The organism is Streptomyces sp. NPDC006687 (assembly GCF_040636215.1).
Classification (GTDB): domain Bacteria; phylum Actinomycetota; class Actinomycetes; order Streptomycetales; family Streptomycetaceae; genus Streptomyces.
Window position 1 is genome coordinate 256,181 of sequence record NZ_JBEYJJ010000006.1, and the last position, 14,915, is coordinate 271,095.

General features: G+C 74.3%; 11 protein-coding genes. 5 read left to right on the forward strand and 6 right to left on the reverse strand.

Features of this window, described 5'->3' with window-relative positions:
- Positions 1-126: 126 nt before the first annotated feature.
- Entirely contained in the window at positions 127-483 is a 357-nt protein-coding gene (locus ABZ716_RS10620; RefSeq protein WP_351878150.1) for a hypothetical protein, read from the reverse strand.
- An 86-nt stretch (positions 484-569) separates the two neighbouring features.
- On the opposite strand from ABZ716_RS10620, the gene pcrA reads away from it, so the two are divergent.
- The gene (gene pcrA / locus ABZ716_RS10625; protein ID WP_358812826.1) at positions 570-3,059 is read left to right on the forward strand and encodes a DNA helicase PcrA; all 2,490 of its coding nucleotides are present in this window, start codon (positions 570-572) and stop codon (positions 3,057-3,059) included.
- A gap of 18 nt (positions 3,060-3,077) precedes the next feature.
- Here pcrA and ABZ716_RS10630 read toward each other — a convergent pair whose 3' ends face one another.
- From ABZ716_RS10630 to ABZ716_RS10640, 3 genes are all read right to left on the reverse strand, one after another.
- Entirely contained in the window at positions 3,078-4,466 is a 1,389-nt protein-coding gene (locus tag ABZ716_RS10630; RefSeq protein WP_358958072.1) for a M23 family metallopeptidase, read from the reverse strand.
- Between the two features lie 212 nt (positions 4,467-4,678).
- Complete coding sequence (locus ABZ716_RS10635; RefSeq protein WP_358958074.1) at positions 4,679-5,053, reverse strand: hypothetical protein; 375 nt, start codon at positions 5,051-5,053, stop codon at positions 4,679-4,681.
- Between the two features lie 43 nt (positions 5,054-5,096).
- Complete coding sequence (locus ABZ716_RS10640) at positions 5,097-5,960, reverse strand: alpha/beta fold hydrolase (protein ID WP_358958076.1); 864 nt, start codon at positions 5,958-5,960, stop codon at positions 5,097-5,099.
- Between the two features lie 212 nt (positions 5,961-6,172).
- Here ABZ716_RS10640 and ABZ716_RS10645 point away from each other — a divergent pair, with 212 nt between their 5' ends.
- Positions 6,173-6,577 (forward strand): cobalamin B12-binding domain-containing protein, encoded by a 405-nt coding sequence (locus ABZ716_RS10645; RefSeq protein WP_358812830.1) that lies wholly within the window; start codon positions 6,173-6,175, stop codon positions 6,575-6,577.
- A 168-nt stretch (positions 6,578-6,745) separates the two neighbouring features.
- On the opposite strand, the gene ABZ716_RS10650 is transcribed toward ABZ716_RS10645, so the two are convergent.
- Together ABZ716_RS10650 and ABZ716_RS10655 are read right to left on the reverse strand one after the other, a co-directional pair.
- On the reverse strand, positions 6,746-8,311 hold the full coding sequence (locus ABZ716_RS10650; RefSeq protein ID WP_358958079.1) for a DUF5691 domain-containing protein: 1,566 nt from the start codon (positions 8,309-8,311) through the stop codon (positions 6,746-6,748).
- A gap of 277 nt (positions 8,312-8,588) precedes the next feature.
- Positions 8,589-9,932 carry an SWIM zinc finger family protein gene (locus ABZ716_RS10655; protein ID WP_358958081.1) on the reverse strand — a complete coding sequence of 448 codons (1,344 nt, stop codon included), beginning with the start codon at positions 9,930-9,932 and terminating at the stop codon, positions 8,589-8,591.
- A 134-nt stretch (positions 9,933-10,066) separates the two neighbouring features.
- Here ABZ716_RS10655 and ABZ716_RS10660 point away from each other — a divergent pair, with 134 nt between their 5' ends.
- The 3 genes from ABZ716_RS10660 (at position 10,067) to ABZ716_RS10670 (ending at position 14,884) form a co-directional block, all read left to right on the forward strand.
- The gene (locus ABZ716_RS10660; RefSeq protein WP_358812833.1) at positions 10,067-11,173 is read left to right on the forward strand and encodes an AAA family ATPase; all 1,107 of its coding nucleotides are present in this window, start codon (positions 10,067-10,069) and stop codon (positions 11,171-11,173) included.
- On the forward strand, positions 11,170-13,425 hold the full coding sequence (locus ABZ716_RS10665) for a DUF5682 family protein (RefSeq protein ID WP_358958083.1): 2,256 nt from the start codon (positions 11,170-11,172) through the stop codon (positions 13,423-13,425). The genes ABZ716_RS10660 and ABZ716_RS10665 overlap by 4 nt, the downstream gene beginning before the upstream one ends.
- A 301-nt stretch (positions 13,426-13,726) precedes the next feature.
- Positions 13,727-14,884 carry a VWA domain-containing protein gene (locus tag ABZ716_RS10670; protein WP_358958085.1) on the forward strand — a complete coding sequence of 386 codons (1,158 nt, stop codon included), beginning with the start codon at positions 13,727-13,729 and terminating at the stop codon, positions 14,882-14,884.
- Positions 14,885-14,915 lie beyond the last annotated feature (31 nt).

Genomic DNA, 14,915 nt, shown 5'->3' on the forward strand with positions numbered 1-14,915 from the left:
GGGCCTCACGTCCTTCCGTCGGTCCCGCTGGTCTCGGGGGAGGACGCTAAGCCGGAAGGTCACGGTCGGATGACGGGATGACCGCTACTGGCTGAGGCTGATCGCCGACGGTCGGGATCCGACCGGTCAGGTCCAGAGGACGGCGATAAAGATATTGGCGACGGTCAGTCCACCGACCGCGCCGAACACGCCCTTCTCTATCCGCTCCTCGTCGCGCTTGACGTAGACGAGGGCCAGGATCACGAACAGGACGGCCAGCTTCACCCCGATCTTGATGTTGTTCAGGGGCGCTCCGTCGCCCATCTCGTGGAAGCCGACCAGCAGCACACCGGTGACGAGCATGGTCAGCGCGCCGTGCAGCATCGCGGGCACGAAGCGGGCGGTGCCGGCGCCCATCGCCTTCATCTGGGTCAGGAACCCGCCCAGGAGCGAGGCGATGCCGATGATGTGCAGGCCGACGAAGGCATGGGTGAGAACGGTCATGCCGCCGAGCGTACGGGGCGCCCGTTCCCGCCGATTTTCCGGGGGCGGGACCGGCTGTCGGTCCCGCCCCCTAGACTCGGATGGCGATGAGCAGCCTCTTTGACGACAGCTTCCTGGCCGACCTCACCCCCTCCGACGAGGTCCCGCCGCCGCCCGAGGAGCACCACGCCCCCGAAGAGGGGACGGACGATCTGTTCGGCGGCCGCTTCGACGTGCCCATGAGCGGGGACGCGTACTACCGCAACGGCGCCCCCCGGCCCGTCATCGATCCGGCGACGCTCCTGGACGGGCTGAACGAGCAGCAGGCCGCCGCCGTGGTGCACGCGGGCTCCCCGCTGCTCATCGTCGCCGGCGCCGGCTCCGGCAAGACCCGGGTGCTGACCCACCGCATCGGCCACCTGCTGTCCGCGCGGCACGTCCACCCCGGCCAGATCCTGGCGATCACCTTCACCAACAAGGCGGCCGCCGAGATGAAGGAGCGCGTCGAGGCCCTGGTCGGCCCGCGCGCGAACGCCATGTGGGTCTCCACCTTCCACAGCGCCTGCGTGCGCATCCTGCGCCGCGAGTCCAAGCGGCTCGGCTTCACCTCCTCGTTCTCGATCTACGACGCCGCCGACTCCAAGCGCCTGATGGCGCTCGTCTGCCGCGACCTGGACCTGGACCCGAAGAAGTTCCCGCCGAAGTCCTTCAACGCCAAGGTCTCCAACCTCAAGAACGAGCTCATCGACGAGGACGCCTTCGCCGCGCAGGCGACCGACGGCTTCGAGAAGACCCTCGCCCAGGCGTACGCGATGTACCAGGGCCGGCTGCGCGAGGCCAACGCCCTCGACTTCGACGACATCATCATGACCACCGTCCACCTCCTCCAGGCGTTCCCGGACGTGGCCGAGCACTACCGGCGCCGCTTCCGCCACGTCCTGGTGGACGAGTACCAGGACACCAACCACGCCCAGTACACCCTCGTGCGCGAGCTGGTCGGCCCCGGCTACCCGGACCTGCCCCCCGCCGAACTCTGCGTGGTGGGCGACGCCGACCAGTCGATCTACGCCTTCCGCGGGGCGACCATCCGCAACATCCTCCAGTTCGAGGAGGACTACAAGGACGCCACGACGATCCTGCTGGAGCAGAACTACCGCTCCACGCAGACGATCCTCTCCGCCGCCAACGCCGTCATCGAGCGCAACGAGAACCGCCGCGCGAAGAACCTGTGGACCCAGGCCGGCAGCGGCGCCTCCATCACCGGCTACGTCGCCGACACCGAGCACGACGAGGCCCAGTTCGTCGCCGACGAGATCGACCGGCTGACGGACGCCGGCGAGGCCAAGGCCGGCGACGTGGCGATCTTCTACCGGACCAACGCCCAGTCCCGCGTGTTCGAGGAGATCTTCATCCGCGTCGGCCTGCCCTACAAGGTCGTCGGCGGCGTCCGCTTCTACGAGCGCAAGGAGGTCCGGGACGTCCTGGCCTACCTGCGCGTCCTGGCCAACCCCGAGGACAACGTCCCGCTGCGCCGCATCCTGAACGTGCCCAAGCGCGGCATCGGCGAGCGGGCCGAGGCGATGATCGACGCCCTCGCCCACCGCGAGAAGATCACCTTCCCGCAGGCCCTGCGCCGGGTGGACGAGGCGTTCGGCATGGCCGCCCGCTCCACCAACGCCGTCAAGCGGTTCAACACGCTGATGGAGGAGCTGCGCACGATCGTCGACTCCGGCGCCGGCCCGGCGGTGGTGCTGGAGGCGGTGTTGGAGCGTACGGGCTACCTCGCCGAGCTCCAGGCGTCGACCGACCCGCAGGACGAGACGCGGATCGAGAACCTCCAGGAGCTGGCGGCCGTCGCCCTCGAGTTCGAGCAGGCCCGGGACGAGGACAACCCGGGCACGCTGGCCGAGTTCCTGGAGCAGGTCGCGCTCGTCGCGGACTCCGACCAGATCCCCGACGAGGACACCGAGGGCACGGGCGTCATCACCCTGATGACCCTGCACACCGCCAAGGGCCTAGAGTTCCCGGTGGTCTTCCTGACCGGCATGGAGGACGGGGTCTTCCCGCACATGCGCGCGCTGGGCCAGACCAAGGAACTGGAGGAGGAGCGCCGCCTCGCCTACGTGGGCATCACCCGCGCCCGCGAGCGGCTGTACCTGACCCGCTCCAGCATGCGCAGCGCCTGGGGCACCCCCTCGTACAACCCGCCCTCGCGGTTCCTGGAGGAGATCCCGGCCGAGTACCTCCAGTGGAAGCGGACGGGCGCCGCCCAGAAGCCGGCCGGCCCGATGCGCGGCTCCGGCTACGGCTCGTCGTCCTCGGGTGCGGGGAAGTCCTCGTTCGGGACCTCGCCCGAGGCGTTCCTGTCGTCCTCGCGCTCCCGCTCCTCCGGGCCGTCCGGGTTCGCGACGCGACGCGCCGCCGACAAGCCGGTCATCGCGCTGGCCGTCGGGGACCGGGTCACGCACGACCAGTTCGGGCTGGGCACCGTCATGGAGGTCCGGGGAGCCGGCGCGGACGCGCAGGCCACCATCGACTTCGGCGACGACAAGCCGAAGCGGCTGCTCCTGCGCTACGCGCCGGTGCAGAAGCTGTAGCCGCAGGGGGCCTGGGCTCTACGTCGGGTCCAGGCCGTGGTTGCGCAGCCACGCCAGGGGGTCGATGGCGGAGCCGCCGCCGGGCCGTACCTCGAAGTGGAGGTGCGGGCCGGTGGAGTTGCCCGAGTTGCCGGAGTACGCGATGACGTCACCGGCCTTGACCTGCCCGGACCGGATCTTGGTGCTGCTGAGGTGGCAGTACCAGGTCTCGGTTCCGTCGGGGGAGGTCAGGATGGCCATGTTGCCGTAGGCGCTGTTCCACTGGGTGCGCATGGTGCCGTCGGTGGCGGCCATGACCGGGGTCCCGTAGGAGACCGGGAAGTCGATGCCGGTGTGGACGGACATCCACATGCCGCCGGCCTGGCCGAACATGGCGCTCAGACCGTGCTGGGCCACCGGGATCGCGAACTTCGGACGGGCCGCCTCCTTGGCCGCCGCCTCCTCGGCCCGCTTCTTCTTCTCTTCTTCCTGGCGCTGCTTGAGGTCGATCCGCTCCTGGGTGCGGCTCGCGCGGTCGGCGAAGTCGCCGGCGTCGGCGCTGAGGGCGGCCAGCTGGGTGTCGAGCTTGTCGTTCGCCGCGACCGGCTTCACCGAGGACGGGTCGGGGGCCGCCATCGTCGTCGTGTCCTCGGACGGCTTGTCACCGCCGGTCAGCCCGCCGACGGAGGCGGCGGCGATGCCCGCGACGCCCATCACGCAGGCGGAGGGCACGGCCACGGTCAGCAGGGCGGACCGCTTGGCCGGCGTACGGCGCCGGGAGCTGCCCGACTTGGCGCTGCTCGTCTTGGCACTGCCCGACTTGGGGCTGCCTGACTTGGCGCTGCCCGACTTGGCGCTCCCCGCCCGGCGCGAGGCGCGCGGTTCGGAGGGGGCGGAGGTGAGGGGCATCGCCTGGGTGGGCAGGTCGTGGACGGCGTCGATGAACTGCGGCTCGTCGTCCTCGGTGGTGAAGGAGAGGTCGAGGGGTTCGAAGACGGAGGTCTCGTCGTCGGCTTCGGTGAACACCGGCACGACGGTCGTGGCTTCGTACCCGCCGTTGTCCTGCCCCTGCTCGTACCCGTACTGCTGCTCGTACCCGTTGCCGTATCCGTCGCCGTATCCGGAGAAGTCCCACTGCCCGGTCTGCTGCTCGGGGGTGGCCTGGGCCGGGACGGTGGAGAGGTAGGGCTGCTGCTGCCCGGTCCACGCGGTGGTGTCGTAGGCGCCGGTATCGGCGGGGGACGACGGGTGGGCCCCGTAGGCGTCGTAGGTCCCGTAACTGCCGGAAGCGGCGTAGTCCGTGACGTACTGATAGCCCTGACCCTGCGTTTCGTAGGAAACATAGGGTTGGTCACCAGCGAAAGTGGTGGTGGAAAGGCCGTCGTACTCCGTTTCGGGGTACTGGCCCGACGTCGGGCGGTCGTTCACCAACTTCTCTTTCGCCTCGGCAGTGGGGGGCCTGGGTGGCCGGGGAACTCAAGGTTCACCGGAGGAGAGCAGTGGCGTGACTGTACCCGGCGGTTACTCGCCTCGACAATCTTCCGCGGGTTTCGTCCTCGGGGGAACCGGGCATTCGGCCGTCTTTCGGTCCCTGAAACACCGACCCTTGGCCTTGAGTTCGAAATTCGTTCGACCCCGGGTCATCCGGTGTTGTAGGCGAACGCGAGGAGCAGCGCGAACGGGACCGGCACCAGCGCGGCCGACCGCAGCCACGTCCCGCGGCGCGCCCGCGGCGGCAGGACGGCGTCCACGACGAACACCGCGCCGACCAGCAGCACACCGGTGACGACCAGCAGGAACAGCACCGCCGTGGAGTGGTCGAGGGTGTGGAAGTCGCAGTGGCCCAGGTCGGGTCTGGCCAGGTCGGCCGTGCTGTGGCAGTCCATGGGCAGGTACTCCGTCAGCGTCCACCAGCCCAGGTGGAACGGCACGATGGCGGGCACGCCGAGGGCCAGGTTCGCCAGCACCGGCGCCAGCACCCCGCGCCGTGCCGCGGGGCCCGCCTCCCCGCCCATGTGTGCTCCTCCCGCCCCTCCCGCCCCGGAATCCTCCGCGGGCTCAGACGGCCATCCCCTCCTCCCCGGTTCCATCGGACCGGGGATCGCGCCTGCCCTCCCGTGCGGTGTCGCGGTCGGCGGCGCCATCGGCTCCGCTGTCGGCGGCGCGCAGGGGGCCGTCGAGGACGCGTCGCACCGCGGCGATGACGGCGGGGTGCACGGGGAGGGCCAGATGTCCGATTCCGGTGACCTCGACGTTCGTCGCGTCCAGGTCCGGGTGCTCGATCCTGGCCGTGCCGGTGGGGGCCATCAGCGCGTCGAACCTGCTCCAGAAGGCCACGCACCGGGTCCGGCAGCCGGGCGCGGGCGCGCGCAGCTCGGCCATCACCGGGGAGTCCGGCCGCATCTGGCGGACCAGGGGGTGGGCGTCCATGAAGGGCGCGACGCGGGTCCCGCCGTGCGGGGTGCCGAGGGTGACCAGGGTCCGCACGCGGGCGTCACCGCCGAGCCGCTGGACGTAGTACCGCCCGACCAGCCCGCCCAGGCTGTGCCCGACGAGGTCCACCCGGTCCTGCCCGCTGCGCTCGCACAGCTCCTCGACCCGCCGGGCGAGGTGCTGGGCGGTGACGCGCAGGTCGAGGGTGAGGGGGGAGTAGTTGTACGTCTCCACGCGCCGCCGGCCCCCCGCACCGAGGGCGCGCCGCAGCAGCACGAACACCGACCGGTTGTCGGTGAACCCGTGCAGCAGGAGCACGGGCGGCAGCTGCTCGGGGCCGGCCCGGACCGGCCGCTCGTCCCGCCGCTCCTCCCGGACTCCACCCGCGTAGAGGAGCATGTGCCCGGCGAGGACCACCGCCTCGACGACCGCGGCGCGCAGGGCGGCTCCCGAGCGCGGGACGGGCAGCGGTGCGATCGTCAGCCCCATCGACGGCCTCCCCTGGACCTCTTGGGTAGGGGGCCGTGCCGGCTGCCGACGTGGCCCCGCCACCGTGCCGTGCGGCTGTCGGCGCGGTGGCGGGGCGACTGGGCGAGGTGAATCAACGGCGTCCCACGTGTGATTTCCCCCTCCCCGTTGACCGTGAAACGGTGCGGTGCGCAATGCTGTACTTAACGTTCGTTCACTCGGGAGGCAGTGCGATGGGTGTGACCGGTCCGATCCGTGTGGTGGTGGCCAAGCCGGGTCTCGACGGCCACGACCGCGGGGCCAAGGTGATCGCGCGGGCGCTGCGGGACGCGGGCATGGAGGTCATCTACACGGGCCTGCACCAGACCCCCGAGCAGATCGTGGACACCGCGATCCAGGAGGACGCCGACGCGATCGGCCTGTCGATCCTCTCGGGCGCCCACAACACGCTGTTCGCCCGCGTGCTGGAGCTCCTGAAGGAGCGCGACGCGGAGGACATCAAGGTCTTCGGCGGCGGCATCATCCCGGAGGACGACATCGCCCCCCTCAAGGACAAGGGCGTAGCCGAGATCTTCACCCCGGGCGCCACCACGACGGCCATCGTCGACTGGGTCAACACCCACGTCCGCCAGCCCTGACGAACGCGCCGGCGGGGCTACTTGTAGCCCCGCCGGCGTTTGAGGCGCGGGGGTCTGGGGGCGGAGCCCCCGGGACACGGTGAAAGGGCGGGGCGGGGGCCGGCACCGCGCAGCGGCCCCCCCACCACCCGCGGACGGCGGTCGGCGGCCGGACCACGGCAGCCCCGGTCAAGCCCCCGGGGCCAGTTCCGACAGCATGGCGGCCCGCACCCGCAACGTAGCCCCCAGCCGCTGAAACGCCTCCCCCCAGTACGCCCCGGCCCCGGCCCCGGCCTCACCCGGCCGCTCCGCACCCACGAGCCCCTCCACCCGCCCCGCCTCCGCGGGATCGAGGCAACGCTCCGCCAGCCCCATCACCCCGCTGAAACTCCACGGATAGCCCCCGGCGACCCGCGCCGCGTCCAGCGCGTCGACCACGGCCCGGCCCAGCGCCCCCGCCCACGGCACCCGGCAGACCCCGAGCAGCTGGAACGCCTCCGACAGCCCGTGCGCCCGGACGAACTGAGCGACCCACTCGGCCCGTTCCCCCTCCGGCAGGGTCTCCAGCAGCTTGGCCCGCTCCGCGAGCGACGCCGTGCCCGGCCCCGCCGCCGGCGGTGCGGACGCCGCGCCCAGCAGCGCCTTCGACCACTGCGCGTCCCGCTGCCGCACCGCGGCCCGGCACCAGGCGGCGTGTATCTCCTCCGCCCAGCCCCCGGCCACCGGCAGCGCCACGATCTCCTCGGGGTCCAGGCCCCCGAACCGCTCGCGCCAGCAGGACAGCGGAGCCGCCTCCACCACCTGGCCCAGCCACCACGCCCGCTCCCCGCGCCCCGCGGGCGGCCGCTTGACCACCCCGTCGCGCAGCATCCCCGCGTCGCACTCCGCCGGCGGCTCCACCGCCTCCGGGCCCACGCAGGCCAGCGCCCGCTCCGCCATGCGTCCGGCCAGGGCCGACTCCGGCAGCGCGGACAGCAGTTCCGCGGCGGTCGCCCGTACGGTGCGGCTGCGGTCGCCCAGCGCCGCCTCCAGGAAGGGCTCGTCGGCCATCGACAGCCCCGCCCGCAGCGAGTCGAGGAACATCAGCCGGTCCTCGGCGCGCTCGGTGGCCCAGGTGGTGGCCAGAAGCCGGGTCGCGGCCGCCGCGTCATCGGCCCGTACGGCGCCCAGCAGGGCGACCCGCTCGGCGAACAGGCCCTCCTCCCAGAGCCGGGCCACGGCCTCCCGGTCGGCGGGGTCGGGCAGTTCCCCGCCGCCGCCCGCCGCGCCGCGCAGCGCGAACCGCCACTCCGGATTCAGCCGGGCCAGCCAGCGCCCCCGCGCCCCGGCCAGGGCCAGCGCGTGGGGGCGCAGGTCGGTGCGGGCCCGGGCCGCGTCCAGCAGCGCCGGGACCAGCGCGGACGGCGCCCGGTAGCCGTGCCGCCCGGCGGCGGCCAGCCACTGCGGGAGCAGCTCCGTCAGATCCGGTGCGGCCCCCCGCCGCCCGGCGCCGCCCGCGTTCGCGCGGCCCGCCAGCAGGTGCGCGAGCCGGCGCCGGGCGGCCTCCGGCGGCTCGGGGCGCGGATCTCGCGGTGCGGGCTCCGGAAGCCGGGCCGCCGGTGCGGGCCGCAGCCCGGCGCGGCGGCGCAGCGTCCGCACGGCCGCCGCGTCGAGCAGCGCCTCCGGCGTCCCGCCCCGCCGCTCGGTGCCCAGCAGCGCGGCGGTGACCAGCTCCTCCCAGTCCGCTTCCGCGTATCCCTCGTCGGCGTTGCCCATCCGACCCCTCCCTCGTCAGTGCCCACCGGTCGTCTGCCGTTCGTGGTCGTCGTGCCGGCCCGGGCTCCGGTCCCGTCCCCTCCACGGGACCGGAGCCTCGGATGTGCCGGCACGGCCGTGCTCAGCTGGCGTGGTTGTCGTTCATGAAAGCCCCCCGGCTTCTCGTCCGCGCGCCGGCGCCCCCGCGCCCGCGCGTCCTCCATGTCGGTCGTGTCGTTCTGCGAGACGGCATGGATCCCCCCAGGCCCCCTGCGTTTTCGGTTGGCCGCCCCCGCCCTCAGAGCAGCGGCACCGGCTCGGACGAGCCGGGTTGCCAGGCGGTCAGGGCGGTGAAGCCACGGTGGCCGCACTCGCCGAACACCGTGACCGGACCGCCTCCCGAGAGGGCGGCCAGCTGCCACGGCGCGGACCGCGAGCGGCCCCCGCCGGACACCAGCGGCAGCGCGCCCGTGCCCTGCGCGTCGGCGAGCTGCCAGGCCGCGCCGGCCCCGTCCCCCGGTATCGGGATCACGGGCCCCAGGACCACCGGCCAGGAGTCCAGCCAGGGGTCCTCCCGCAGCGCGGCCCCATAGGCGTCCAGGGCCTCACCGGTGCTGACCCCGGCCGGAGCCGGAGCCCGGGTGTCCGCCGCCGCGGCCGCGGTACGGTCCCCCAGGTCCGCCCGGATCCCCGCCGTCCCGGGCCGGAAGCGGGCTTCCGCCTCCAGCACCAGTCCGACGGGCAGCGCCAGCCCCGGCGCCCTCCCGGGCGGTCCGAAGTCCAGCACCAGCGCCGGCCGTCCGCTCTCCAGCCCGCGCAGCCATATCCGGCGGGTGGTGAGGCGGCCGTCCGGGGACACCGAGTCGTACTGGGCGAGTACGAGCCAGCGGTCCCGGACGGTCTCCCCCTGCGCCGAGGACGGCAGCCCCACCCGGTTGCGGACGGTCGCGGCCAGCGGCTCCGGCAGCCCGGACACCCCCAGCCAGGCCCGGTCGAGCAGGTGCAGCAGCGCGAACTCCTCAAGCATCCTGGCGGGCCAGCCGGGGCCGCAACCGGGTATTGTCCCCAACTCCCGCAGCCGCGCGGCCAGTCCGGGCGCCTGGGCGTCGACCATCCGGGCCGCGGTCTCCTCCCAGGGCGCGTACCCCGCCTGCTCCTGCCCGGCGAGCCCGCCGCGCAGCAGGTCCGCGAGGCGGCGCTCCAGCTCGGTGACGCCCGCGCCGATCCGCTCGGCGCGCCGTTCGGCCCGCTTGCGGGCGGCCTCCGCGTCCGCCGGTCCGGACGCCGTCCGGGCCGGTCTCGCCGCGCGCCGCGCCAGCCAGTCCGCCGCCCAGTCCGGCGCCCCGGCCGGTTCGCCCAGCCCGTGCGCCGACCAGAGCAGCAGCAGCCCCAGGGCGTGCTTGCACGGGAACTTCCGGCTCGGGCAGGAGCACTGGTACGCGGGCCCCGCCAGGTCGACGACCGTCCGGTACGGCGTCGCGCCGCTGCCCTTGCACAGACCCCACACCGCACCGGAAGCGGAACCTCCGGTCTGCGACCACGGCCCCGCCCCGCCCAGCTTGGCCCCCGCCTTGCGTGACGCGTCGTCAGGAGCCAGAGCCAGTACCTGTTCCGCCGTCCAGCGGACCCCCTGCTCAGTCATGTCACCCACCGTAGAGACCCCCACTGACAATCACTCTGACCTGCAACGACGCTCCGTCCAGGGGGTGTTGTCAGTGGCATGGTGCACGGTGGACGCAGCAGTCGGGAGCGGCTGCGCAGCATTGGAGGGGGACCATGAGCACGCACGGGAACGGCACCGCCGGCGAGGCACTGCGACCGCATGCCGAAGACGCCTTCGCGCAGGAACTGAAAGCCCTGGAAGCCGCCGACGACCGGCCCCGCCCGGCCCGCTGGCGGCTCTCCCCCTGGGCCGTGGCCACCTACCTCCAGGGCGGCACGCTCCCCGACGGCACGGTCGTCACACCCAAGTACGTCGGGCCGCGCCGGATCGTCGAGGTCGCCGTCACCACCCTCGCGACCGACCGCGCCCTCCTCCTGCTCGGCGTCCCCGGCACCGCCAAGACCTGGGTCTCCGAGCACCTGGCCGCCGCCGTCAGCGGCGACTCCACCCTGCTGGTCCAGGGGACCGCCGGCACCCCCGAGGAGGCCATCCGCTACGGCTGGAACTACGCCCGCCTCCTCGCCCACGGCCCGAGCCGCGAGGCCCTCGTCCCCAGCCCCGTCATGCGGGCCATGGCCCAGGGCATGACCGCCCGCGTCGAGGAGCTCACCCGCATCCCCGCCGACGTCCAGGACACCCTCATCACCGTCCTGTCCGAGAAGACCCTGCCGATACCGGAGCTCGGCGAGGAGGTCCAGGCCGTGCGCGGCTTCAACCTCATCGCCACCGCCAACGACCGCGACCGCGGGGTCAACGAGCTGTCCAGCGCCCTGCGCCGCCGCTTCAACACCGTCGTCCTGCCGCTGCCCGCCACCACCGAGGCCGAGGTGGACATCGTCGCCCGAAGGGTCGACCAGATGGGCCGCGCCCTGGACCTGCCGGCCGTCCCCGAGGGGCTGGAGGAGATCCGCCGCGTCGTCACCGTCTTCCGCGAGCTGCGCGACGGGGTCACCGACGACGGCCGCACCAAGGTGAAGTCGCCCAGCGGCACCCTGTCCACCGCCGAGGCCATCTCCGTGGTCACCGGCGGCCTCGCCCTCGCCGCGCACTTCGGGGACGGCGTCCTGCGCCCCTCCGACGTGGCCGCGGGGATCCTCGGGGCCGTCGTCCGCGACCCGGCCGCCGACCGGGTCGTCTGGCAGGAGTACCTGGAGGCGGTCGTCCGCGAGCGCGAGGGGTGGAAGGACTTCTACCGCGCCTGCCGGGAGGTGACGGCATGAGCCCGGGAGCCGCCGGGCCGCTGCTGCTCGGCGTCCGCCACCACGGCCCGGGCTCGGCGCGGGCGGTGCGGACCGCCCTCGACCATGCGCAGCCCCGGGCCGTGCTGATCGAGGGGCCGCCCGAGGGGGACGCGCTGCTGGGCCTGGCCGCCGAGCCGGGGATGCGCCCGCCCGTCGCCCTGCTCGCGCACGCGGCGGACGATCCGGCCCGGGCCGCGTTCTGGCCGCTGGCCGCGTTCTCCCCCGAGTGGGTCGCCCTCCGCTGGGCCCAGGCCCGGCAGGTCCCCGTCCGCTTCATCGACCTCCCCGCCGCCCACACGCTGGCCGCGCCCGCCGAGGAGGAGGAGCCGGGTCCGCTGCCGGTGGATCCGCTCGCCGTCCTCGCGGAGAGCGCCGGCTACGAGGACGCGGAGCAGTGGTGGGAGGACGTGGTCGAGCACCGGACCACCGCCGGGACACGGGATCCGCTGGCCCCCTTCGAGGCCCTCGCGGAGGCCATGGGCGCCCTGCGCGAGACCTACGGGGACGGCGGCCGGCCCCGCGACCTGGTCCGCGAGGCCCACATGCGGCAGCGGACGCGGGCCGCCCGCCGGGAGTTCGGCGAGGACTACGCCGTGGTGTGCGGCGCCTGGCACGTCCCGGCGCTGCGCGCCAAGGCCACCGTCGCCGGGGACCGGGCGCTGCTCGCCGGACTGCCCCGGACCAAGGTCGAGACCACCTGGGTGCCCTGGACCCACCGCAGGCTCGCCCGGGCCGGCGGGTACGGCGCGGGGATCTCCTCGCCCGGCTGGTACGCGCACCTCTTCGCCTCCCCGGACCGGCCGGTGGAGCGGTGGCTGACCAAGGTGGCGGGGCTGCTGCGGGAGGAGGACCGGCAGGTCTCCCCGGCCCACGTCATCGAGGCCGTCCGGCTGGCCGAGACCCTGGCCGCCGTCCGGGGCCGGCCGGTGCCCGGGCTCTCCGAGACCCTGGAGGCGGTACGGGCCGTGATGTGCGACGGCTCCGGGATGCCGCTCGCCCTGGTCGAGGACCGCCTGGTCGTGGGCGATCTGCTGGGGGAGGTGCCGGAGGCGGCGCCCGCCGTACCGCTCCAGCGGGACCTCAGCCGCCGGCAGCGTTCGCTGCGGCTCAAGGCGGAGGCCCGGGAACGGGAGCTGGAGCTGGACCTGCGCAAGGAGACGGACGCGGCGAAGTCCCTGCTGCTGCACCGGCTGCGGATGCTCGGGGTCGACTGGGGCGTGCCGACGGCCTCCCGGAGCGGGACGGGCACCTTCCGCGAGACCTGGCGGCTGCGCTGGGAGCCGGAGCTGTCGGTACGGGTCGCCGAGGCCGGCGTCTGGGGCACCACCGTGCCGGGGGCGGCCACCGCCAAGGCCGAGGCGGAGGCGGCGCGTGCGGGGGAGCTGGGGGAGGTCACGGCGCTGGCCGAGCGGTGCCTGCTGGCCGGGCTCTCGCAGGCGCTGCCCGCCGTGCTGCGGGCGCTGGCCGACCTGGCGGCGCTGGACACCGATGTGGCCCGGCTCGCCAAGGCGCTGCCCGCCCTGGCCCGTTCCCTGCGGTACGGGGACGTACGGGGTACCGACTCGGCCGCACTGGCCTCGGTCGCCGCCGGGCTGGCCGAGCGGATCTGCGTGGCCCTGCCGGCCGCCTGCGCGGCCGGGCTGGACGCGGACGCGGCGGCGGAGCTGCGCGGCCACCTGGACGGGGTGCACGGGGCGGTGGCCCTGCTGGCCGACGCGGAGGGCGGGCTGCGGGAGCGCTGGTCGGCCGTGCTGCGGAAGCTGGCCGGGCGGGAGACCGTCCCGGGGCTGATACGCGGCCGGGCCGTGCGGCTGCTGCTGGACGACGGGCGCCTCGGCCCCGAGGAGACGGCCCGGCTGATGGGTCTCGCCCTGTCCCCGGCGGCCTCCCCGGCGGACGCGGCGGGCTGGATCGAGGGCTTCGCCGGCGGCGGCTCCGGCGGAGGCATCCTCCTGGTCCACGACGAGCGGCTGCTGGGACTCGTGGACACCTGGCTGGTGTCGGTCCCGGAGACGGCCTTCATCGACGTACTCCCGCTGCTGCGCCGGACCTTCGGCGCGTACGAGGCGGGCGTGAAGCGGACTCTGGGCGAACTGGCCCGCCGCCCCCCGGGCCACCGCCGCCCGGCGGCCGGGGCCGGCGCCGCCCCCGAGGGCTTCGGCCCGGCCCTGGACCCGGCCCGCGCGTCGGCGGCGGAGGAGGTGGCGCGGCTGCTCCTTGGAGCGGCGTGACCTCGGCCTGGCCGCCCGGCACGGGGCACGGCTCCCGTGCCCGCCCCCCTCCACCCGTTCCCCGCCCGGCTGCCGCCGGGCGCTGCCGAGGGGGCAACGCCCGCGAGCCCCCGTGCGCCGGACGCCGGCGGGGCGGCCGGTGGCGCGCGGGTGGACGGGGGCCGGGGCGGAGCTCTGGAGAACGGGTGAAGGGCGGCCGGAAAGAGGGCCCCGCGCAGCGGCACACCGAGGGTGCGGCCCCTTGCGCACGGCAACGAGTCCAACGAGTCCAGCGAGTCCACGAGTCAAGGGGGATCGGCAGATGACGGAGACCGACAGGGAAGCCGCCGGAGGCGACCGGCTGCGACGCTGGCGCATGGTGCTCGGCGGAGGCGAGGCCGACGGCACCGGCCGGGTGCTGAGCGGCCGGGACGCGGCGATGGACGGCGCCCTGGCCGCGCTCTACGGAGGCGGCGGCGCGGGCGCCAGAGGACAGGAGCGGTCGGGCGGTCTCGGCGGCTCCGCCCCCAGGGTGGCCCGCTGGCTCGGCGACATCCGTTCGTACTTCCCCGCCCCGGTCGTCCAGGTCATGCAGCGGGACGCCATCGAGCGCCTCGGCCTGGCCACGCTGTTGCTGGAGCCGGAGATGCTGGAGGCCGTCGAGCCGGACGTCCACCTGGTCGGGACCCTCCTCTCGCTGAACAAGGCCCTCCCCGACACCACGCGGGAGACGGCCCGGGCCGTGGTCCGCGCGGTGGTCGGACAGCTGGAGAAGCGCCTCGCCGCCCGCACCCGTGCCACCGTCACCGGCGCCCTCGACCGCGCGTCCCGGACCAGCCGCCCGCGTCACCGGGACATCGACTGGGACCGCACGATCCGCGCGAACCTCAAGAACTACCTCCCCGAGTACCGCACCGTCGTGCCCGAGCGGCTCGTCGGCCACACCCGGGCCGCGCGGTCGGTCAGGAAGGAGGTGGTGCTGTGCATCGACCAGTCGGGTTCGATGGCCGCCTCCGTCGTCTTCGCCTCCGTCTTCGGGGCGGTCCTGGCCTCCATGCGGTCGCTCGCCACCCGTCTGGTCGTCTTCGACACGGCCGTCGTCGACCTGACCGACCAGCTCGACGATCCGGTGGACGTCCTCTTCGGCACCCAGCTCGGCGGCGGCACCGACATCAACCGCGCCCTCGCCTACTGCCAGTCGAGGATCACCCGTCCTGCCGACACGGTTGTCGTCCTGATCAGTGATCTCTACGAGGGCGGCATCCGTGACGAGATGCTCAAGCGGGTGGCCGCCATGAAGGCGGCCGGGGTCGAGTTCGTCGCCCTCCTCGCCCTGTCGGACGAGGGCGCCCCCGCCTACGACCGCGAACACGCCGCGGCCCTCGCCGCGCTCGGCGCCCCGGCCTTCGCCTGTACGCCCGACCTCTTCCCGGAGGTGATGGCGGCCGCACTGGAGAAGCGGCCCCTGCCCGTGCCCTAGACGCCGCGCCACAGAGGCGATCGCCTAGGCG

What these genes read in the sequence shown, in the direction of transcription:
- ABZ716_RS10665 (WP_358958083.1), top strand. Translation starts at nt 11,170, where the DNA reads ATGAGCCCGGGAGCCGCCGGGCCGCTGCTGCTCGGCGTCCGCCACCAC.
- ABZ716_RS10620 (WP_351878150.1), bottom strand. Translation starts at nt 483, where the DNA reads ATGACCGTTCTCACCCATGCCTTCGTCGGCCTGCACATCATCGGCATC.
- ABZ716_RS10655 (WP_358958081.1), bottom strand. Translation starts at nt 9,932, where the DNA reads ATGACTGAGCAGGGGGTCCGCTGGACGGCGGAACAGGTACTGGCTCTG.
- ABZ716_RS10635 (WP_358958074.1), bottom strand. Translation starts at nt 5,053, where the DNA reads ATGGGCGGGGAGGCGGGCCCCGCGGCACGGCGCGGGGTGCTGGCGCCG.
- ABZ716_RS10640 (WP_358958076.1), bottom strand. Translation starts at nt 5,960, where the DNA reads ATGGGGCTGACGATCGCACCGCTGCCCGTCCCGCGCTCGGGAGCCGCC.
- pcrA (WP_358812826.1), top strand. Translation starts at nt 570, where the DNA reads ATGAGCAGCCTCTTTGACGACAGCTTCCTGGCCGACCTCACCCCCTCC.
- ABZ716_RS10660 (WP_358812833.1), top strand. Translation starts at nt 10,067, where the DNA reads ATGAGCACGCACGGGAACGGCACCGCCGGCGAGGCACTGCGACCGCAT.
- ABZ716_RS10645 (WP_358812830.1), top strand. Translation starts at nt 6,173, where the DNA reads ATGGGTGTGACCGGTCCGATCCGTGTGGTGGTGGCCAAGCCGGGTCTC.
- ABZ716_RS10670 (WP_358958085.1), top strand. Translation starts at nt 13,727, where the DNA reads ATGACGGAGACCGACAGGGAAGCCGCCGGAGGCGACCGGCTGCGACGC.
- ABZ716_RS10650 (WP_358958079.1), bottom strand. Translation starts at nt 8,311, where the DNA reads ATGGGCAACGCCGACGAGGGATACGCGGAAGCGGACTGGGAGGAGCTG.